Source organism: Bifidobacterium lemurum (assembly GCF_014898175.1).
Classification (GTDB): Bacteria; Actinomycetota; Actinomycetes; order Actinomycetales; family Bifidobacteriaceae; genus Bifidobacterium; species Bifidobacterium lemurum.
Window position 1 is genome coordinate 2511749 of sequence record NZ_CP062948.1, and the last position, 20772, is coordinate 2532520.

Below are 20772 nucleotides of genomic sequence, written 5' to 3' on the forward strand. Positions count from 1 at the left end.
GGTGAGGTTGTTTCTACAGTCGGCTGAACGCCAGCGCGGCGTCGACGATCGTGGCGAGCGGACGGCCGGTGACCCGCCATCCTCCGAACGGGGTGTTGCGCGCCTGCGAATGGAATCGTTCGGGCTCGACGGTCCATTCGGCGGCGGTGTCGAGCACGACCAGATTCACATCGCCCGGGTCCGCGACCTGGGTCAGGTCGAGGACGCGTTTGGCGTCCGGTTCGCGTGAAGCGTCGGTTTCCTTGTCGAGCAGCGCCGTGATATCCGTCGGCGTGTGCCCCATCAGCCGCGCCGGAGCGACCGACATGAGTTCGATCAGCCGCGCGTCGGAGATATGTCCGCCGTCGACCAGCACCTTGTGGCATACGCCGTACGCGCATTCCAGTCCGATGATGCCGTTGGGCGCCTCGAGGAAGCCGAGCGCCTTCTCATCCAACGTGTGCGGGGCGTGGTCGGTGGCGAGCAGATCCACGGTGCCGTCCGCCACGGCGGCGATGGTGGCCAGTCGGTCGGCTCTCCCACGCAGCGGCGGATTCATTTTGGCGAGCGTGCCGTATTCGAGCAGGGCCTCGTCGCACAGGGCGAGGTAGTGCGGCGCGGTCTCGCAGGTGATGGGCAGGCCCTCGGCTTTGGCCGCGCGGATCGCCTCGAATGAGATCGCCGTGCTCACATGCTGGAAATGCACGTGCACGCCGGTTTCGCGTGCCTTATCGATGTCTCGCCGCACGATGTTGAGCTCGGTGTCTTCGGGGATGCCGGGCACGCCGAGTTTGCGCGAGACGGGGCCGTCGTTCACCGCGCCTGTGTCGTGATGCTCGCAGTGCTCGATGAGATACAGTCCGGTCTCACGCGTGTTGGCGAACACCTGGTCGATGATCTCGGGGGTGACGGCCGAACCGTCGTCGCTGATCGCGGTGACCGGATGGGCGAGCTGGTCGGCGTCCTTCGCCTCGTCGTCGACCCCGGGCAGATAGCGCCCCCAACCGTCGGGATCGCTGGCCTCATGGCCGTCGCGTCCTTTGGAGGCGCATACGCACAGGTCGTATTTCACCGGCAAAGCGACGTCGTGCGCGGCTTCGTAATGCTGCAGGAGGTCGATCACATTGTCGTATCCGGCGTCCAGCACCTCCTTCGCGCCCGGAGCGTTCGGGTCGGTGATGGTCTCTCCGTCCATCGCGGGCACGGTGTTCGGCATGATGAGCACGTTGGTGTAGCCGCCGGAGGCCGCCGCCGCGCAACCGGAGACCATGGACTCCTTGTAGGTCTGTCCGGGGTCGCGGAAGTGCACGTGGGGGTCGGCGAAACCGGGGGCGAGCGTCAGCCCGGTGGCATCGATGTGGATGGGATCCTTCGACTGCGGGCTTCGCCCTTCGCTCAGGATGACGGAGGGGGTGGTCGGCGATTCAACGAGCAGGTTGGGAGAGGCCTCGACCTTGAGGTCGATGATCTCATCGGTGTCCCACACGCTGATGCCATGGAAAACGATTGTGGTCATATCGGCTCCTTTCGCACGCGGCCCGTAGTCTCCCGTGCCGTCGTTTCGGTCGTCCTGCCTGCAAGCCGCCCGTCGCGGGACGGGGCTTGGCTTGCGTCCGTCTCTAGAGTTTGGCTTCCTCGTCGCAGTAGTCGCAGCGGTATTCCTGCCGCTCGGAATGCGCCAGATGGAACATCTGCTTGATGCCACGTTCGGTGGTGGTCACGCAACGCGGGTTCCTGCAGGTGATGACGTCGACGATATGTTCGGGCAGCTGCGGCTCGCGCTTCTCGATGATCCTGCCGTCGCGCACGAAGCCGACGGTCGCCTGGCGCGCCACCAGACCCAGCACCTCGAGGTCCACGTCGAGCGTGTCCTCGATTTTGATGATGTCCTTGGTGCCGTGGGTGGGGCTGTCGGCGTTCATGATCAGCGCGAGCCGGGTTTTCGCCGGGTCGATGTGCAGGTAGTGGAGCACCTTCAGCGCGGTGCCGGCCGGCACGTGGTCGATGATGATGCCGTTTTGGACGCTGGTGACCTCCATCAGGCCTGCACCTCCTTGTTCGCGAATTCCTCATATCCGGGCAGTTCGTCGCCCACCACCGAGCTTTCGAGCGCCATGCGCATCAGCATGCCGTTTTTGACCTGTTCGAAGTAGGCGGCGCGCGGGTCGTCGTCCACCTCGACCGCGATCTCGTTGACGCGCGGCAGCGGGTGCAGCACGGCCATGTCGGGCTTGGCGAGGGCCATCTTCTCCTCATCGAGGATGTAGGTGTCGCGCAGGCGCAGGTAGTCGTCCTCGTTGAAGAAGCGTTCCTTCTGCACGCGCGTCATATACAGCACGTCCAGGTCGCCCATCACGGACGCCAGGTCGCGCACCTCCACATAGGAGCAGGATGCCGTGGCGTTGATGCGGTCGAGCACGTATTGCGGCGTGGTCAGCTCGTTGGGGCTGATCAGCACGAAGCGCACGTTGCCGAAGCGGCACAGCGTCTCGATCAGCGAATGCACGGTGCGGCCGAAGGTCAGGTCGCCGCACAGTCCGACGGTCAGATCGGTGACGCGGCCGAAACGCGACTGCAAGGTGGCCAGATCGGCCAGCGTCTGCGTGGGATGCATGTGGCCGCCGTCGCCCGCGTTGATCACCGGCACGCTCGAGGCCTGCGAGGCGACCAGCGCCGCGCCCTCCTTCGGGTGGCGGATGGCGACCACGTCGACGTAGTTCGAGACGGTTTTCAGCGTGTCGGCGATGGATTCGCCTTTGGTCACGGACGCCAGCTGCGAGCCGGCGAATCCGATCACCTGGCCGCCGAGGCGCAGCATGGCGGTTTCGAAGCTCAGGCGCGTGCGGGTGCTCGGCTCGTAGAACAGGGTGGCGATGACGCGGCCGTCGCAGGTGTGCGCCACCTCGCGGCGGTGGGAATCGATGTATTCCGCTTTGCGCAGCAGGTCGAGGATCTGATCGGTGGACAGGTCGTCCAGCGTGACGACGCTTTTGCCTTTCATCGGCGTTGGGGAAGATTCACTGACAGCGCCCGCTCCGGCGGATGTCTTGTGCTCAGCAGACAACGGCTCACCTTTCGTGTCGGGAAGGCGGCCACGTGATGTGACCTAATCAAATGTACGCCATTTTCCCGACAGAAGCCGCGATTCGCATGTTCCCACGCCGAACGTGTCGCCGGTCCATGCGGATCGGCGACTACTCCTCTTCGGTGACGCCGTAGAAAAGACGTTGGGTGATGGCGCGGCACCGCCGCATCACGGAGAGCAGGTCGTTCTCGAAATGCTGGCCGCGGTTCGCGTCGTAGCCGAGGTAGACGGCGATGCCGCCCAGCGAGTACATGTCGTCCGGCAGGATATCCGCCTGGGCCGCGCGTCCGCTCCACAGATAGCTGCCGTTGCGCGCCGCCGTGCACAGCCGCCACGCCTTGCGCAGCTGGATCGCGTCGGCCGGCTCGATGAGCTTGCGTCGTTCCAGCACGTCCAGAGCCTCCAGGGTGCCGTTCACGCGCAGCTCGCGCACATCGCCGGCATGGCGCAGCTGCAGCAGCTGCACGGTCCACTCCACGTCGGACAGACCGCCTTTGCCGAGCTTGAGATGGCGGTCGCGGCGAACGCCACGGGGCAGACGCTCCGCCTCCATACGCGCCTTGAGTTTGCGGATGTCCGCCAGTTCGGTTTCGTTCAGATCGGTGTGCGGGTAGCGCAGCGGATCGGCGATGTTGGTCAGAAAGTCGTGCGCGAGTTCCGCGTCGCCCGCCGCGTGGCGCGCGCGCAGCAGCGCCTGGTGCTCCCACGTGCTCGCCCACGAACGGTAATACTCCTCGCAGGAGGCGTAGGATCGCACCAACGGGCCGTTCTTGCCTTCGGGCCGCAGGTCCAGGTCGAGCTCGATCTTCGGCTCCAAGGTGGTGGGCCCCTGCAGGATCGCGCGCAGGTCATCCGTGGTTTTGCGTGCGAAACGGTTCGCCTCGGCGTCGTCGGCGTCGTTCGGACGGTAGACGATCATGGCGTCGGCGTCGGAGCTGAAATTCACCTCACGCCCGCCGTAACGGCCCATGCCGATCACCGCGATGGCCGCAGGCGCCCGGTCGAGTCCGAATTCACGGCACTGGTGGCGCATCGACCAGGTCAGGGCCGCGTCGATGATCGCGTCATAGACGTCGGTCATACCGGCCAGACTTTCGTCGTCGCTCATCACGCCGCTCATCCACGCCAAGCCGATGCGTTCGATCTCATGGCGGCGCATCGCCCGCATGGAGGTCGCGAAATCATTGATGTTGTTCGCGTTGCGTTCCAGAGAGGAACGGCACTGCACATCGAGGCTTTCGCGTGTGCGCGCCTTGAGCCGGTCGTCGTCGCCCAGCCAGGTGACCGATTCGACCGATTTGTTGAGCGCGTCGCCGAGGAAGCGCGAATTCGACAGCACATGGCACAGCCGCTGCGCCGCCGACGTGGAATCGCGCAGGAAGCCAAGGTATTCGCTTTCCGTGCCGAAATGCTCCTCCAGTTTGCGCCAGTTGAGCAATCCCATATCGGGATTCTGCCCCTGCCCCAGCCATTCGAGCACGGCGGGCAGGATGATGCGGTTGATCTTCGCCGCCCGGCTGACCCCGGCGGTGAGCGCGACCACATGTCGCATGGCCGCGTCCGGGTCTCCGAATCCGATGGACGCGAACCGCTCCTGTGTGGCCTGCTGGCTCAGTTCGATCTGGTCCTCGTCGAGCTGGGCGTTGATGGGCAGCATGGGGCGGTAGTAGATGTCGAGATGCAGGTGGCGCACCTCGCGGCGCACCTCGTCATAGCGGTCGACCAGCTCTTCGGGATGCAGCCGGAAGGTGCGGGCGAGCCTGCGCAGCTCCTGATTGCGGTTCAGCTCGTCGATGTCGATATCGCGTTTGCGCTCCAATCCGCCCAGACTGGCCGCGCCGAGGTCGGGGAACAGGTGGGTGCGTTTGAGCGCCCACATCTGCTGGCGGTGCTCCATCACCCGTTCGAAACGATAGTCGGCGGCCAGCCGCGCCGCCTGCTTGCGTGAGACGTATCCGCCTTCGGACAAGCGCTGCAACGACTCCAACGTGGAGCGGGTGCGCAGGTTCTCGTCGGTGCGTCCGTGCACCAGCTGGAGCATCTGCACGGTGAACTCCACATCGCGCAGGCCGCCCTTGCCGAGTTTGATCTCGCGGTCCTTGAGCGCCGCCGGAATCAGATCCTCCACGCGTTTGCGCATCTGCTGGCAGTCGTAGACGAAGTTGGGGCGCTTGGAGGCGGACCATACGAACGGGCGGGTCATCGCCATATACGCCTCGCCGAGTTCGGGGTCGCCCGCCACCGGACGGGCTTTGAGCAGCGCCTGGAACTCCCAGTTCTCCGCCCACTGCTCGTAATAGCCCTGATGCGAGTCGAGCCTGCGCACCAAAGGCCCGTCCTTGCCTTCGGGCCGCAGTCCCCCATCGATCTGCCAGAGGGTCGGCTCGGCCACGCCCATGATCACCGATTGGCAGACGCGCTGCAGCACGGTGCCCATTTTGGTGCCGATGCGGGTGAGCGTCTGCCCGTCGACGTTCTGGTCGGCCGGCTCGACCACGTAGATCAGATCGACGTCGGACACGTAGTTGAGTTCCTGCGCGCCGAGTTTGCCCATGCCGATGATGGTGAAGCGCACATGTTCGCTGCCCGCCACCTCACGCCGGGCGATGGCCAGCGCCCCTTCGAGCGCCGCGTCGGCCAGATCGGACAGTTCGCGGCTGATGGTCGGCTGGATGGCGCACGGGTCGTCGGCGACCGCGTCCTGCGCCATGATGGCGGCGAGTTGGCGACGGTAGGTGCCGCGCAACGCTGTCGCGGCCTCGGCCAGATCCTTGGTCGCGACCGGCGCGGCCGGCTCGTTCGGGTCGGCGCCGACGGCGGTGAGCATATGGGCGCGGCGCTGCGCATGGTTGTACAGGTGGCTGTCGCATCGGTCCACGGATGCCGCTTCGACCAGTTCGGGACGGAAACGCATGAGTTTGCCGAGCGCGTCGGATACGCCGAGCACCGTGACCAGCCGTTCGAAGGACGCCCGGTCGGGCAGCATGTCCTCGACCCGTCTGCCTTGGCTTTGCATGGCGTTGATGATGTCGACGATGTTGCGCAGCGCCCCGTCGGGATCGCAGGCCTTCTCCAGCGCCTTGAGCAGCAGGCGCAGCCCGTCGTCGGGAACGCCGCCCACGCGCAGGGCGTCGAACAGCGATCGGGCGTCATCGAGGTTCTGCAATCCCGCGCGGATCAGGTCCATGGCGCGGGGGCTGAAGGTCGTCGGTTCCATGGTTCCTTATGGTAATACACTCGTTTTCGCGTATTCGCCGATCGTCGCGCATACCGGACGCCCTGATATGCGCGGACATGGATGTCCATATGAGTTCGCCCCGATCCCATGCGGGAATCGGGGCGAACGGTCGCATATGACCGCGGGTCAGCCGAACAGCGGACGCACGTTGTTCCAGATACGGCGGGTCACGGCCGGGCGGTTCATCGAATACAGATGCACGCCGTCCACGCCATGCGCCACCAGATCGGCGATCTGCTGCGAGGCGTAGATGATGCCCGCCTCGCGCAGGGTCTGCGGGTCGTCACCCCAACGCTCGATCATGCGCTCCACCGGTTTGGGGATGCGCGAAGCGCACATCGAGGACATGCGGAGCACGGATTTCGCGTTGGCCACCGGCATGATGCCCGCCTCGATCGGCACGTCGACGCCCGCCGCGCGCGCCTTGTCGAGGAAACGGTAGAAGTCGTCGTTGTCGTAGAGTAGAACAGCTGCGAGATGAGATGGGTCACGCCCGCGTCGACCTTGGTTTTGAGGTTGTCGATGTCCTCGTCCAACGTGGGCGACTGCGGATGCTTTTCGGGATAGCAGGCGCCGTACAGCTTCAGGTCGGGGCACCGCTCACGCACGTACGCGGCCAGATCGCTGGCATGCTCGAACACTCCGGCCGGCTCTCGGCCCTCCACCCGGTCGCCGCGTAGGGCGAGCACGCCGGAGACCTTGGCCTGGGCAAACATGTCCAACGCCTCGTCGACCGCCGCCTTGTCCAGATACTGCGCGGTCAGATGGGCCACAGCGGGGATGTGGTACTCGTTGCGGATGGTGTGCGCGATGCGGGCGGTGGCCGTGCGGTCCGCCGATTTGCCCGTGCCGTAGGTCACCGAGATGAACGCGGGGTCGAGGCCCTGCAGTCCGTCGAGCGTGTCGTAGATGGTTCCCACCGGAGCGTTGCGCTTCGGTGGGAACACCTCAATGGAGAACAGTGATGCGGCCATGTCAGCTCAGCGAGGCGCGCACGGCCTTGGTCGCGGCGACCAGATGCTCCAGGCTCGGCCAGGTTTCGGCCACGCCACGGGTCTTCAGGCCGCAGTCGGGGTTGATCCAGACCTTGGAGACGTCCATCTTCTTCAGGATTTCGCCGATGCGCTCCTCGATCTCGGCCTCGGAGGGGATGCGCGGCGAGTGGATGTCGTACACGCCCGGGCCCGCCTCGGTTTCGAACTCGGCCTCATGGATCGCGTCGAGCACCACCAGGTCGCCGCGCGAGGCTTCGAAGGAGATCACGTCGGCGTCCATCGCGTCGATGTCGCGGATGATGTCGTTGAACTCCGAATAGCACATATGCGTATGGATCTGCGTGGCGGGCTTGACCGCGGAGTGGACCAGACGGAACGCGGGGATCGCCCAATCGAGGTACTTCGCGTGCCAGTCGGTTTTGCGCAGCGGCAGCTTCTCGCGCAGCGCGGCCTCGTCGATCTGAATCACCTTGATGCCGGCGGCCTCGAGATCGAGCACTTCGTCGCGGATGGCGAGGGCGAGCTGCTGGGTCTGCTGCTCGTGGGTGATGTCCTCGCGCGGCCAGGACCAGTTGAGGATCGTCACCGGGCCGGTGAGCATGCCCTTCATCACGCGGTCCGTGCGCGACTGGGCGTAGGCCGACCACTCCACGGTGATCGGATTGGCGCGCGAGACGTCGCCCCACACGATCGGAGGCTTGACGCAACGGGTGCCGTAGGACTGCACCCACGCGTTCTTGGTGAACAGGAAGCCGTTGAGGTTCTGGCCGAAGTACTCGACCATATCGTTGCGTTCGAACTCGCCATGCACCAGCACATCGAGGCCGATCTCCTCCTGGCTCTTGATGCAGTCGTCGATCTGCCGCTTGATGAACGCGTCGTAGGTGGTCTGGTCGATCTCACCCTTGCGCAGCTTGGCGCGCTCGGCACGCACCTCGCGGGTCTGCGGGAAGGATCCGATGGTGGTGGTGGGCAGCAGAGGCAGGTCCAGCGCCTCACGCTGCAGCCGCTGGCGTTCGGCGCGCGCGGGCTGGCGGGTGAAATCGGCGTCCGTCAGCTGGGCCAGACGTGCCGCCACGGCCGGATCGGCGGCCACGCGGGTGCCGTCGAACAGCGCCTGATTGGCGGTGAGCGCGGCGGAGGCCTTCTTGGCGTCCTCGTCGGCGTCGGCCAGTTCGGCCACGTCGCGAAGCTCGCCGAGCTTCTCCACGGCGAATGCGAAATGCTTGAGCACCCCCTCGTCGAGACCGTTCTCGCCTTCGGTGCTGAACGGCACGTGCAGCAGGGAGCTGGCTGTGGAGACGGCCACGTTCGGCGTGACCTGCTTGACGGCGTCCACCAGTCCGAGGCTCACGGCGTAGTCGTTGCGCCAGATGTTGCGGCCGTTGACCACGCCGGCGAAGATCACGGTGCCTTCGGCCACGCCGTACTGCGCGAGGGCGGCGAGGTTCTCGTCCTTGCCTTCGTTCAGATCCAGGCCGATGCCGTCGAAGCCGAGCAGGTTCACGGTCTCGTACACGTCGGCGATATGGCCGAAGTAGGTGTTGAGCAGCACTTTGACCTTGCCGTCGCGGGCGGGCAGGATCTTGGCGTACAGCGCCTTGAACAGCTCCACATCGCCCGGCTCCTTGTCGAGCACGAGATACGGCTCGTCGATCTGCATCCAAGCGGCGCCGAGCTCGGCGAATTTGGCGAGAGCTTCGGCATAGGCGGCGGCCACGGCGTTCACCAGGCCCTTGTCGAACTCGAGCTCCTGGGCCTGCGGGTCGCGGGCGAGCTTGAGGAAGGTGTAGGGGCCGATAAGCACCGGCTTGGTGTCGATGCCGAGCTCCTTGGCCTCCAGGTATTCGTCGAAGGGCTTGGTGCCGTTGAGCCTGATGTCGGTGGCGGCGTCGATCTCCGGCACGAGATAGTGGTAGTTGGTGGTGAACCACTTCTTCATCGGCAGGGCGGTCACATCGCCCTTCTCGCCCTGATAGCCGCGGCCCATGGCGAACAGCGTCTCCTCGGGATTGTCGAAGGCGAGACGCTGGTAGCGTTGCGGGATGGCGTTGAGCAGGATGGCGGTGTCGAGCACCTGATCGTAGAAGCTGAAATCATTGCTGGGGATCAGATCGATGCCGGCGGCCTGCTGCAGCCTCCAATGCTTGGCGCGCAGCTCCTTGGCGGTGGCACGCACCTCGTCGAGCGTGTTGGCGCCTTTCCAGTAGCCTTCGATGATCTTCTTGAGCTCTCGGTTCTGGCCGACGCGCGGGAAACCTGAGACGGACGTCAAAGCGGACATGAAACCTCCATGGGCTTGTTTCGTGGGTGAAACGTCTTGAACCCGACAAGAGTATCAAGAAACCGCGCGATCGCAGTCATCAAGCCAGTTAAGGTGTCGCTATAACCGAAATCTATATGCCTTTGGCAGTCGCTTTCCGTCATTCTGAACGGAGGTGCTTTCTTCGATGCTCCTATAGTTTGTCAAGCTGTTGTTGGGGTGGTGTGTCGGTGGTGCTGTGGATCCATTGGGTGGCTCGTCGTTCGAGTTCGGGCAGGTCGCGGGCGCCTCGTTCGATCTCGCTGATCCTGCTGGAGGGCACGCCGAGGGCCTGTCCGACCTGTCGCTGGGTCAGCGCGTGGGAGAGCCTCAGTTCGCGCAGCATGGCGCCGCGCCGGGCGGGTGGCTCGCGTCCGGGGTCGCCGTCGCGGACGGCGATGAGGACGCGGTGGATCTCGCGGGCGATGTAGCGTTTGAGGCAGCGGATGGTCTCCATCTTGCTTTTGCCCTCGCGGGTCCTTTTGGCCATGTAGTCGCGGGTGGGCTGGTGGTGGCGCAGGCGCACGACGGCGATCTGGTGCAGGGCCTTGTTGCCCTGCCGGTTGCCTCCCCGGTTGAGCCGGTGGCGGCTGGTCCTGCCGCTGGAGGCGGGCAGGGGGCACGCGCCGCACAGTTTGGCGAACGCGGCCTCGCTTCTGACTCGTTCGGGGTTGTCGCCGGCGACGACGGCCAGGGTGGCCGCGGTGACGACGCCGACCCCGTTCAGGTCGAGCAGCGCGCGGGCGTGTTCCTCGAGGATCTCGCGCATCGCCCTCTCGAGCCCGTCCGCCTGTTCGCGGAGGGCCTTCCACGCCGTCGCGGACGCCTTCATCGCGGTGAGCGCGGCGCGCTCGACCGGCCCGCCGGCGGGCCGGCAGGCGGCAAGGCGGGTCATGCGCCTCCCGGTCCTCAGGCTCCGGTAGCGGTCCCGGACGGTCTCGGGCGCGGTGACGAGCATGCCGTTGACGCTGTTGGACAGCGTGGTCATGGCCGACACCAGCCGGTCGCGCTGCGTGTTGAGGTGGCGCAGGGCCTCGACCCAGCCGTCCGAGCTCTTCGGCCCGGTCCCGTCTCCGGCCATGACGCTCCTGGCCGCCTCGGCGGCGTCGACGGGGTCGGACTTGCCGTCCCTGCGGCGCACCGCGCGTTTGGGGCGCAGCACCTCGCGCGTCTCGTAGCCCGCGGCGGCGAGCCTGCGGGCCAGGGCCGCGCCGTACGAGTTGGTCCCCTCCACGCCCACCACGACCCGGGACGGGTCGGGCAGCATGCCCGCCAGCGCCTCGTAGCCGGCGGCGTCGGTCGGGAACGTCCGCGTGGCCAGCGGCCGTCCGCGCCAGTCGAGCAGGGCGAGCGTGTGGGTGTCGGTGTGGGTGTCCACCCCGGCGTAGATCGTCTCCATGGGCGGCGTCATCGTTGTCCTCCTTCGCTGGCCGTCGATGGTCGTTCCGGGGGCTTCCGGCGCAGACGGGACGTTGACGGGACACGCTACCATGGACGATGCGGGGTCCGATGGGAGCGTCCACGCTCCTATGAGGTCATGCGTCCATGGCCCTCGGTCCGGCGGTCCCGGGCGGGACAGATCGAGGGCGGGACAGCCGCTTCCCGAAAGGAACGGCGTCAGTCATCCTGGGGGTCACCGCCCGGACCGCCACCTTCAATTATCACCGGACAAACCGGCAATAACCATCATCAACGTCATCCTGAGCGGAACGCAGCGGAGTCGAAGAATCCCCTAAGATTTGAGATCCCTCGACTCCGCTCGGGATGACAGGAAGACGCCTTCGCTCAATATGACGGTGATGATGGTTATTCGTCATCCTGAGCGGAGCATTGCGGAGTCGAAGAATCTCCTGAGTCTGGGATCCCTCGACTTCGCTCGGGATGACAAGGAACGACCTTCGCTCAGGATGACAAGTCGCACTTAGTCGAAATCCTTGGCGGTGATCACGGCGAGCAGGTCGCCGCTGTGGGTCTGCCACTGGTCGAAAGGCTTGTTCGAGGCGAACACCACCACGGAGGCGGGCGAGACGCCTAGATTGAGCAGGTCGAGCGCGGCCGGATCAGAGTCGGATGAGGCGAGCCATTGGCTGCAGATCGATACGGTGGGCTCATGTCCGAGCACCATCAGCACGCGGGTTTTCGGCTTGGTGTGCGCCAGCTCGTCGAAGATGCTCTGCATGCCGCCGTCGTACAGGCTTTGGCGGTAGTCGACGGTCGGCTCGTCGCCGAAGGTTTTGAGCATGCGCTCCAACGTCTGCGTGCCACGCGTCGCCGCCGAACAGGCGATGCGGCCGGGCATGAGCTTCATGCCGACCAGTCCCTTGGCCACCTTCTTCGCCTGCTTGAGCCCTTTGTCGGTGATCTCGCGGCTGCGGTCGCCGTCCGGGTTGAACGGCTCGGCCTTGGCATGCCGCATCAGCAGCAGAACATGCTTGTAGTTCTTGGCCTTTTTGGCCACCTTGCTCACGTTGACGCCCATAATGCCTCTGCCTCTCGCATCCTGAAGGGCCGTCGCCGGCCCCCACGTCGCTTCTGCTCTATTCTTGCAGATAATCGGCCGAATCGCCGTCAAGCACGGCGACCTGCCTGTCGAGGTCGCGCAACACCTTGCGGAGTTTGCGGTCGGAGATGTCCCGTAATTCGAGATCCTCCAACTGCGCCTCGCGTTCCTCGGCCGTCATCTCGTCGATGTCGGTGACCGTGTCCTTGGTGGCGCGGTCGCGTTTCTTCAACGCCTGGAATCCCTCCGCCATCGCACGCGAGACGACGAGGAATCCGGTGTGTCCGATCATCTGATGGTCGGGACGCACGGCGAGCCCCTGCGCCTTCCAGCTGCGCTCCAGCGTCTCCTGGATCATCGGCTCGGTCCAAGTGCCGGCCTCACGCAAGGCCTCCACCAGACGGCTCATCTGCGTGGTGGTGGTGATGTAGGCGATAAGCACGCCGCCGGGCGCGATCACGCGGTACGCCTGCTCCAAGCGGTTCCACGGGTCGAGCATGTCGAGCACGATGCGGTCGAAGGAATGCCCATCAAGCGTGGCGGCGACGGAATCGAAATCGCCGGTTTTCAGATCCCACCATGAGGGCCTCTTCCCGTAATACAGCGTGGCGTTCGCTTCGGCCACGCGGGCGAAATCCGGACGCAATTCGATGGTGGTCAGATGCCCCGACTCCCCCACGGCGTCGAGCAGATTGAGACTCATCGCCCCCGAGCCCGCGCCGGATTCGAGCACTCGCGCGCCTCCACGGATGTCTCCGAGCTGGATGACCTGCGCGATGTCTTTGGGATACATGATCTGCGCGCCGCGCGGCATGGAAAGCACGTAGTCGGCCAGCCTTGGGCGCATCACCGCGTATTGCCAGCCGCCGATCGCGCGTGTCGCCTTCCACGGCTTGGCCGCGTCTCGTTCGGGATGCGCCTGGTTGAGCTGCGCCTCGCGTTTGGCGGTCACCGTGGTGACGACGACCCCCTCGGTCCGCCCGATCACATCGTCGTGCAGGATCAGCCCATGCTCGGTCTGCGTGCTGCCGCCCGCCACCAGCTGGTCGGTGATCTTCTTCGCCTTGCGGTCGGTGAACTGCACCTTCTCCCCCGCCTCAAACGCTCCGCGCCTCATTCATCCTCTTTTCGTGCGATGGGTTCACGATTCCTCCGGATGCCATTCTCGCACACGCTTCGCATGCTTCGCGACATCATCGAGGGCCGACTTTAGGCGTATCTCCTATTTTGCGGCGGATGCGAAGGCTCCCCAACGGCCGTTGTCGTGGGTCACGGTGAGGTCGAGGCCGAAGATGGCGCTGAGCCGCTCGGCGGTGAAACCGTGCTCGAGGTCGCCGGTGTAGATGATCGTGCCGGGGGCGGGATCGTTGCCCGCCACATTATCGGCGTAGGCGTCGGCCTCGCTGCCGGTGATGCGGCCCATGATGGCCACATGGTCGAATCCGACGGGAATCTCCTCGAGACGGTGCGTGACGAGGACCACCGTGCGGTCGGCGTCCTCCTCGCCGATGCGGCTGAGCGCCCGCAAGGCGAGCTCGCGGCCGCCCAGATCAAGGCCCGTGGTCGGCTCGTCGAGGATGAGCAGATCCGGGTCGGCCATCAGCGCGCGGCAGATCAGCACGCGAGTGCGTTCGCCCTCGGAGAGTTTGAACATCATCTTGCCTTCAAGATAGTCGATGCCGAACTGGGTCATGAGACCACGCGCCTTGGCATAATCCTCGTCGGTGAAGTCCTCGCGCCAACGGCCGGTGGTGGCGGTGAGCGCGGTCACCACGGCGTCGAGCGGATCCTCCTGAGGCGGGAACGCGCGCGAAAGCTCCGCGGAGCTCAAACCGATGCGGTTGCGATAGGAGAACACGTCGACCTTGCCCAAACGGTTGCCCAGGATGTCGACCGTGCCGTTGGAGGGGAATCCACGCGTGCTCATCATCTGCACCAGAGAGGATTTGCCGATGCCGTTGGGGCCGAACAGCACCCACTTCTCGCCACGCTTGACGGTGAGGTTCACATCGGTCAGGATCACACGCCTGCGGCGGCGGAACTCCACATCGGCGATATGCACGGCGATTTCAGATGGTTGCATGGCTGTCCTCCTCATGTGGTGATCATCCAGTTGGCATTGGCGTGTCCAGTTGGCACCGTCCCGACGGTATTGGCGTCATGGAATGGCGTAATTCCAACGGTGCATCGTATGGCAGAGTGCCAACTCGAGGCCCTCGGTGCCAACTGGGCAGATGTCCTTCGTGCTGATGGGGCCTGCCCGCCGCTCCGGCATACATGCTGAGCATGGCGAACAGGCCCCGATGATGTTGGTGTGCGGATTATTGTTCGTCGAGCACCGACTGGTAGACGGCGACCGTCTTGTCGGCGATGGACTCCCAGCTGAACATGTCGCGGGCGCGCTCGTAACCGGCCTGGCCCATCTTCTTGGCGAGCTCGGGGTCGGCCATGATCCTATTGATCGCATCGGCCATATCCTGCACGAACTTGTCCGGATCGGTGGGGGTGCCGGTGCCGTCGTGCAGCTGGTCGATCGGCACGAGATAACCGGTCTCGCCGTCCACGACGACCTCGGGGATGCCGCCGGTGGCGGAGGCGACGACCGGCAGGCCGCAGGCCATGGCCTCGAGGTTCACGATGCCGAGAGGCTCGTAGATCGACGGGCAGATGAACGCATCGCAGCCATGCTCGAGCGCGTTGAGCTCATGCTTGGGCAGCATCTCCTCGATCCAGACGATGTTGCCGCGCTCCTCGTCGAGTTTGGCGAAGGCGGTTTTCACCTCCTCCATGATTTCCGGAGTGTCGGGAGCGCCGGCGCACAGCACCACCTGGATGCCGGGGTCGACCAGATGCAGCGCCTTGAGCAGATACGGCAGACCCTTCTGACGGGTGATGCGGCCCACGAACAGCAGGGTCGGCTTGCTGCGGTCGATGTTGTAGCGTTCGAACACCTTCCAGCCCGGATCGTCGTCGGAGGGGGTCTCGAACTGGCTCATCGTGATGCCGTTGTGCACCACGACCACCTTGTCCGGGTCGACGTTCGGATAGGCGGCGAGGATGTCCTCACGCATGCCGGCGGAGACGGCGATCACGCGGTCGGCGTTCTCGTAGGCCTCCTTCTCGGCCCAGGAGCTCAGATTGTAGCCGCCGCCGAGCTGTTCCTTCTTCCACGGGCGGAAGGGCTCAAGGCTGTGCGCGGTGATGACCAGCGGGGTGCCGTGCAGCATCTTCGCCAGATAGCCGGCCATGCAGGCGTACCAGGTGTGCGCGTGGCTGATGTCGGCATCCACATCGTTGGCGATTTGCAGGTCCACGCCGAGCGTTTTGATCGCGCCGTTGGCGTCGGACAGTTCGGCGGGGGTGTCATATCCGACGAGCTTGAGCGAGCCGGCCGGATCGTCACCGGGAATCTCAGGGATGTCGGCCTCGGTGCGCGGGCCGTCGAAGGCGCGCACGGTCACATCGACGCGCTCGGCCAGCACCTTGGACAGCTCCTCGGCGTGCACGCCGGCACCGCCATAGACTTTCGGCGGGTATTCGCGGGTAAGGATATCAACCTTCATTGGTCACCTCTCCTATAGGTTTTCGATTCCACTGACCACTTTAGGACATCACCCCACACGAAACGCACAATCCGCCTGTTCGTGTCCTATTCACATGTCGTTGGTTGCGTTCGCCGACTGTCGGGTGGAAACTGAAAAGGGTTTCGGGAACGACGCCCGAATGCCCGATGTGAGATTCGCGAGGGTTGCGGAGCCCACAATAAAGCGATGACGAAGGAGCGGATATGACGAATGAGACTACGATGTCCACGCCCGAGGGAGTGCCGTACGAGTATTGGACGGAAGTGGACGGCGATCTGAAGGATTGTCCCGGATCCCTGGCCACGGTTATCAGAGAGGCTCGTCTGGGATTCGTGCGGTACGACGAGGCTCGCGTGCCGTTGTGGCACGACCCGGAGGGGATCGACGTCATCGAGGACCTTGGCTACGTCGATGACGCCGATGAGGTGCGCGGTCACAGACTTGACCTGTATCTGCCTCATGATGCCGTGATTCGTGGCGGGCGGACGCTGCCCGTGTACGTGGATGTGCATGGCGGCGGATTCGTATACGGATACAAGGAGCTCAACCGCAATTTCTGCACGCATCTGGCCGAGCGCGGCTTCGCCGTGTTCTCGTTGAACTACCGTCCGCTGCCTCAAACCGATTTCGTCGGCCAATTGCGGGATATCGCCCAAGCGCTGACATGGATCCGTGAGCATCGTCATGAATATCCCATCGCGCAGGACGGCGTATGGATGACCGGCGATTCCGCCGGTGGATGTTTGGCGTTCTTCACCACGGTGATCGAACATTCTCCGGAACTAGCCCGCCAGATCGGTGTGACCCCCAGCGGCGTCAATGTTCTGGGAGCGGCTTTGATCTCCGGCGTGTATGACATGCTTCCGTATATTCCGCGCGAGGATCGCGAGTCCCGGATCGATCCCGATCATAGTTCCCTACTGCATAAATTCTCCGACATCATGTTGGGATGCGTGAAGGATCTGGACCCACGCGCGTTGGATCTTGGAGAGATCACAAGCACGGTCGACCTGCCGCCGTTGTTCCTGAACACAAGCAGCGACGATTTCATCCAGAACGAGACCTTGCGTCTCGCCATGCATCTGGCCGAAGCGGGCAAGGACTTCGAACTGCACGATTGGAAGACCGGCAAAGGCGAGAGCCTAGGCCACGTGTTCCCCGTATGCATGACATGGCTTGAGGAAAGCGGCATCACGCTCGACATGATCCGCGACTTCACCTACGCTCGCCTGTGATGCCGCTCGCAGCGAATTGAGCTGAATCTAAAATCCACAAGGGCCGTTTGATTCCGCCATTTGGCGGAGCTTATCAAACGGCCCTTATGGGCTCAGCGCATCAGCCGTGGACTAGTCATTTGCCGCTTTTCTTTTCAGGAGCACGCATCCGGCTCCGGCAACGGCCATGATGCCCATCAGCGAGAGCGGCAGCGTCTCATCAGAACCGGTTGAGGACAGTTCTTCGGAAAGCAGTTGCTTCTTAGCCTCCTGCGCTTCCGCCAGTTCCCGCTCAGCCTTTTCCACAGCCTCCTGTTGTGCTTTCTTGTCGGCCTCGGCCTTCTTCAGATCTGCGAGCTTTTGCTCTGCCTCCTGCTGCGCTTTGACGGCCGCGTCGTAGTCGGCTTGGGCCTGGGCGAGCGTCTCGTCGGCGGCGGACTTGTCGGCGTTGGCCTCGTCAAGTTTCGTCTTCGCGTCGGCAAGGGCTTTATTGGCTTCATCCAGCTGGGCCTGGGCTGCGGCAATCCGCTCGTCGTAGGTCCGCTGGGCTGCGGCGAGATTCTGCTGGGCTGCGGCGAGATCGTCGGTCGCCGTCTGCACGGCGGCTTCGGCCTGCTTCTGCTGGGACTCCATCTGCGCCTGCTTTTGCTGGGCGGCGGCAAGTTGCTGCAGGCTCGTTGCGGAATCGGCCTTGGCCTGCTCATATTCCGCGTCGGCCTGGGCCTTGGCGACGTTCGCCGCGGCGAGCGAAGCGTTCGCAGTATCGAGATTCTGCTGGGCGGTGTCCACCGCTGCCTGTGCGGTCTCGAGCGCCCCTTGCGCGGCGGCGGTGACATCGGCCAAATTGGTTTGCGCATCGGCCAACGCATTATCCGCCTGTGTTTTTGCGGCAGTCGCCGTGTCGAGGACATTCTGGGCCTTGCGGGAATTCTCCTGCGCCGCCGTATAGGCGTCCCGCTTTGACTGGGCTTCGGCCTGCGCTTTGGTGAGGGCTTCGTCGGCGACGGCCTTAATCGCTTTCGCATCGATAAGTTTCTGCGCAGCGGCTTCGGCCTGAGTCTTGGTCTCCAGAGCTGAATCGTAATCAGCTTGGGCTTGGACCGCTGCCTCATCGGCATCGGACTTGTCCTGCTTGGCCTGCTCCAGCTTCGCGATGGCGGTGTCATACGTCTGCTTGGCCGTATCGTAGGCGGCGCGTTTCGCGTCATAGTCGACGACCACCGCATCCGCTTCGGCCTTCGCGGCTTCGGCATCGGGAATCGCGGTATCGGACAGTGCGTCCTTGGCCGCATTGTATTCGGCCTGAGCGGCATCGTATGCCGTCTGCTTTTCAGCCTGTGTGGATTCCGCTTCGGTCAGCTTGTCGCTGGCTTCGTTCAGCAGGGTCTGGGCGTTGTTCGCCTCGTTCAAAGCGGTCTGCTGGGCTTGTGTGAGCGGTGTGATGGCGTTCTGCGCTTCGGTCAGCGCGGCAACGGCGTTCGACTGGTCTTCGCGAGCGGAGGCAAGCGTGCTGTTCGCCGCGTCCACACGTTTCTGAGCCTCGCGCAGGGCTTCCTGAGCTTCCTGGGCCTTCGCCTGAGCTTGTTCGACGGCTTCCAAGGCGGACTGGTAGGCGTTTGAGGCGTTCTCCAACCCACTCTTGTAGGCGATGAGCTGCTGGCGGTACTCGGCGACGGAAACGGCACCATCCTCGGAGTAGGTGTCGAAGTTCTGCGCGTCGGTCATCGAACTTGTATGCGCGAAACCGGTGACGGTTCCTTCCGGGTCGATGATGTTCAGATAGTGTCCCGTCTGAAGGAAGATGCTCGGATAGTTGACGGAAATCTCATACGCGCTCATGTCGCGCAGTTCCGGGTTCTCTTCGGCATACTTGTCGAAGAGCGCCTTTTCCTTCGTATACCATGCCGCGAATGGGTCAGCATAACCCCATGCGAGGTTCTGCGCATATGTGGAGTAGCAGTGCTCCTTGTTGCCGGAATACGTGTTGTAGTCGGCGGCGAGCTGGGCCAACGCTGTCTGATAGTCGCTGACCTTCCACTCCTCCAATCCGAGCGAGCGGCGAATCTCATTGCCACGGTCAATCAGGTCGAGCGCCTTGAGCATATTGTCGATGCTGGTCGCCGAACCCGCCTCGCCAAGCCTGAGCCATTCATTGTCCTGACGTTTGACAAGCGCGTTCACCGCGTCGGTCGCGCCCTTGCTTTCGAAGAAGCCGAGCGACCCCTTGGCGAGCTGACTGTCCGCATTGTCGGCGGCTTCCTTCTTCGACACGGCATCGGCCTGCGCGTCCGCGAGAAGCTGCTCGGCCTCCTTGGCGGCGTTCTTCGCGTCGATAAGCGCCTGCGTGGCTTCCGCCTGTTCGGCTTCCGCATCCTTCACCGCGTTGTCGGCCTCGTCCTTGGCGGTCTGCTTGTCGGCGACAAGCTGGTTGGCGGCGTTCAGCTTGCTGGTGGCGTCCTCAAGCGCTTTGGAAGCGTTCGTATAGGCGTTCTGGGCGTTCAGACGGTCGGCCTGAGCCACGGTCGTGTCCTGCATGGCCGCATCCAGCGCGAGCTTCGCCGCTTCAGCCTTCTTCTGTGCTTTCTCGTAGGCTTCCTGCTTGTCGGAGGCGCTTTTCTTCGCATCCTCCAACGCCTTGTCAGCCTTCGCCTGAGCGTCCAACGCCGCCTGATACTTGTCAGGGTCGAGCGCGTCGACCGCGTCACCGGCCTTCTCGTCCAGATTCAGCTTGGCATCATCGGCGACGGTCTGAGCCTTGTCGGCGGCGTCCTGCTTGGCCTGAACGTCATCCTTGGCCGCATCCAAAGCGAGCTTCGCGTCCTCGACCTGCTGGATGATGGCTTCGGTGTCGTACTTGTCCGCGTTCCGCTGCGCCTCGTCAACGTCCTTCTGGGCGTCATCGGCGGCGGTCTGCCTGTCGGACACGTCACGATCGGCCGCATCCGACTCCTGCTTGGCCGACATTTCGGCCTTGTCGGCTGCGTCCTTGTCGGCCTGAGCCTTGTCTTTGTTCTGCTGGGCGTTGTCGGCGGCGGTCTGCTTGTCCGCGACGTTCTGCTTCGCATCGGTGATGCCGGTCTCGTCCTCGACCTTCGACTGGTTCTGCTTCGCCGTATCCAATGTGGCCTTGGCGCTGTCGGCTTCGGTCTGGGCGTTCTTTTGGTTGTCGGCGGCGGTGTCGGCGTTCTGCTTCTTGTCGGCTTCGGTCTTCGCGGCGTTGTCGGCGTTCTGTTGGGCGTTCGCGACATCGGTTTTGGATTGTTCGACGGCCTTGTTCGCGTCCTGAAGGCTCTGCTGGGCTTTGGTGAGTTGCTGATTCGCGTTCTCGATGGCCTGCTGCGCATCGGTCACGATGGTGCTGTTCTGCGCGTCGTTCACATTCTGCTGGGCCTGCTGCTGACTTTTCGCAGCGGCATCATAGGTCTGTTGGGTTTGCTGTTGCGTGTCATTGGCGTTCTGCTGGGCCTGTTTCGCCGCGTCAAGGGATTCCTGGGCGGCGGCGACGTGCTGTTTCGCTTCTTCGATGGCTTCTTGGGCGGCCTCTTGGTCGGCCGGTGTGGACGACTGTGCTTCCTGCACGGCTTGCGCGGCCGTATCCACGGCGTTCTGCGCATCATTCATCGCCACGGTCTCATCCGCGTAGGCTGGCACCGTTCCTCCGAGCAGCGTGGCGGCGGTGATTGTTGTGGCGACGGTGATTTTCGCGACTTGAGGTGCGTCAATTCGCGTACCGATCGTTTCCGGATGCGATGAGATGTGTTTGCCCTGAACCATACTGATTCCTTCCCCTCCGTTGCGCTGATCGCCACGGACAGAGAGTCCTTTGTCAACATTGACTTAAAAACAGCACGGCCAAGTCGAATGGGTTTCAGCGC

General features: G+C 64.0%; 12 protein-coding genes and 1 pseudogene. 1 reads left to right on the forward strand and 12 read right to left on the reverse strand.

Annotated features, from left to right (window positions below; all coding sequences use genetic code 11):
* Positions 1 to 13 precede the first annotated feature (13 nt).
* The 11 genes and pseudogenes from BL8807_RS10005 to glgA form a co-directional block, all read right to left on the reverse strand.
* Positions 14 to 1495: a dihydroorotase gene (locus BL8807_RS10005; RefSeq protein ID WP_072727057.1), complete on the reverse strand. Its 1482-nt coding sequence runs from the start codon at positions 1493 to 1495 to the stop codon at positions 14 to 16.
* 103 nt (positions 1496 to 1598) lie between these two features.
* Entirely contained in the window at positions 1599 to 2018 is a 420-nt protein-coding gene (locus tag BL8807_RS10010; RefSeq protein ID WP_072727058.1) for an aspartate carbamoyltransferase regulatory subunit, read from the reverse strand.
* On the reverse strand, positions 2018 to 2980 hold the full coding sequence (pyrB, locus tag BL8807_RS10015) for an aspartate carbamoyltransferase (protein ID WP_072727059.1): 963 nt from the start codon (positions 2978 to 2980) through the stop codon (positions 2018 to 2020). Before pyrB ends, BL8807_RS10010 begins: the two co-directional genes overlap by 1 nt.
* Before the next feature lie 193 nt (positions 2981 to 3173).
* Entirely contained in the window at positions 3174 to 6281 is a 3108-nt protein-coding gene (locus tag BL8807_RS10020; protein ID WP_072727060.1) for a bifunctional [glutamine synthetase] adenylyltransferase/[glutamine synthetase]-adenylyl-L-tyrosine phosphorylase, read from the reverse strand.
* 147 nt (positions 6282 to 6428) lie between these two features.
* Positions 6429 to 7276: pseudogene (metF, locus tag BL8807_RS10025) on the reverse strand (methylenetetrahydrofolate reductase [NAD(P)H]).
* Between the two features lies 1 nt (position 7277).
* Entirely contained in the window at positions 7278 to 9581 is a 2304-nt protein-coding gene (metE, locus tag BL8807_RS10030) for a 5-methyltetrahydropteroyltriglutamate--homocysteine S-methyltransferase (RefSeq protein WP_072727061.1), read from the reverse strand.
* 172 nt (positions 9582 to 9753) lie between these two features.
* Positions 9754 to 11010, reverse strand: coding sequence for an IS110 family RNA-guided transposase (locus BL8807_RS10035; RefSeq protein WP_094725499.1), 1257 nt, complete (start codon positions 11008 to 11010; stop codon positions 9754 to 9756).
* 510 nt (positions 11011 to 11520) lie between these two features.
* Positions 11521 to 12078 (reverse strand): SixA phosphatase family protein, encoded by a 558-nt coding sequence (locus BL8807_RS10040; RefSeq protein WP_072726649.1) that lies wholly within the window; start codon positions 12076 to 12078, stop codon positions 11521 to 11523.
* Positions 12079 to 12136: 58 nt separating this feature from the next.
* Positions 12137 to 13216, reverse strand: a complete 1080-nt coding sequence (locus BL8807_RS10045; RefSeq protein WP_072726650.1) for a tRNA (adenine-N1)-methyltransferase — start codon at positions 13214 to 13216, stop codon at positions 12137 to 12139.
* Positions 13217 to 13321: 105 nt separating this feature from the next.
* Positions 13322 to 14197, reverse strand: a complete 876-nt coding sequence (locus BL8807_RS10050; RefSeq protein ID WP_072726651.1) for an ABC transporter ATP-binding protein — start codon at positions 14195 to 14197, stop codon at positions 13322 to 13324.
* Between the two features lie 223 nt (positions 14198 to 14420).
* Positions 14421 to 15662: a glycogen synthase gene (glgA, locus tag BL8807_RS10055; RefSeq protein ID WP_072726652.1), complete on the reverse strand. Its 1242-nt coding sequence runs from the start codon at positions 15660 to 15662 to the stop codon at positions 14421 to 14423.
* Positions 15663 to 15886: 224 nt separating this feature from the next.
* On the opposite strand from glgA, the gene BL8807_RS10060 reads away from it, so the two are divergent.
* Positions 15887 to 16918, forward strand: coding sequence for an alpha/beta hydrolase (locus BL8807_RS10060; RefSeq protein ID WP_072726653.1), 1032 nt, complete (start codon positions 15887 to 15889; stop codon positions 16916 to 16918).
* 111 nt (positions 16919 to 17029) lie between these two features.
* Here the strand turns inward: BL8807_RS10060 and BL8807_RS10065 are convergent, their stop codons facing one another.
* On the reverse strand, positions 17030 to 20671 hold the full coding sequence (locus tag BL8807_RS10065; protein ID WP_072726654.1) for a hypothetical protein: 3642 nt from the start codon (positions 20669 to 20671) through the stop codon (positions 17030 to 17032).
* Positions 20672 to 20772 lie beyond the last annotated feature (101 nt).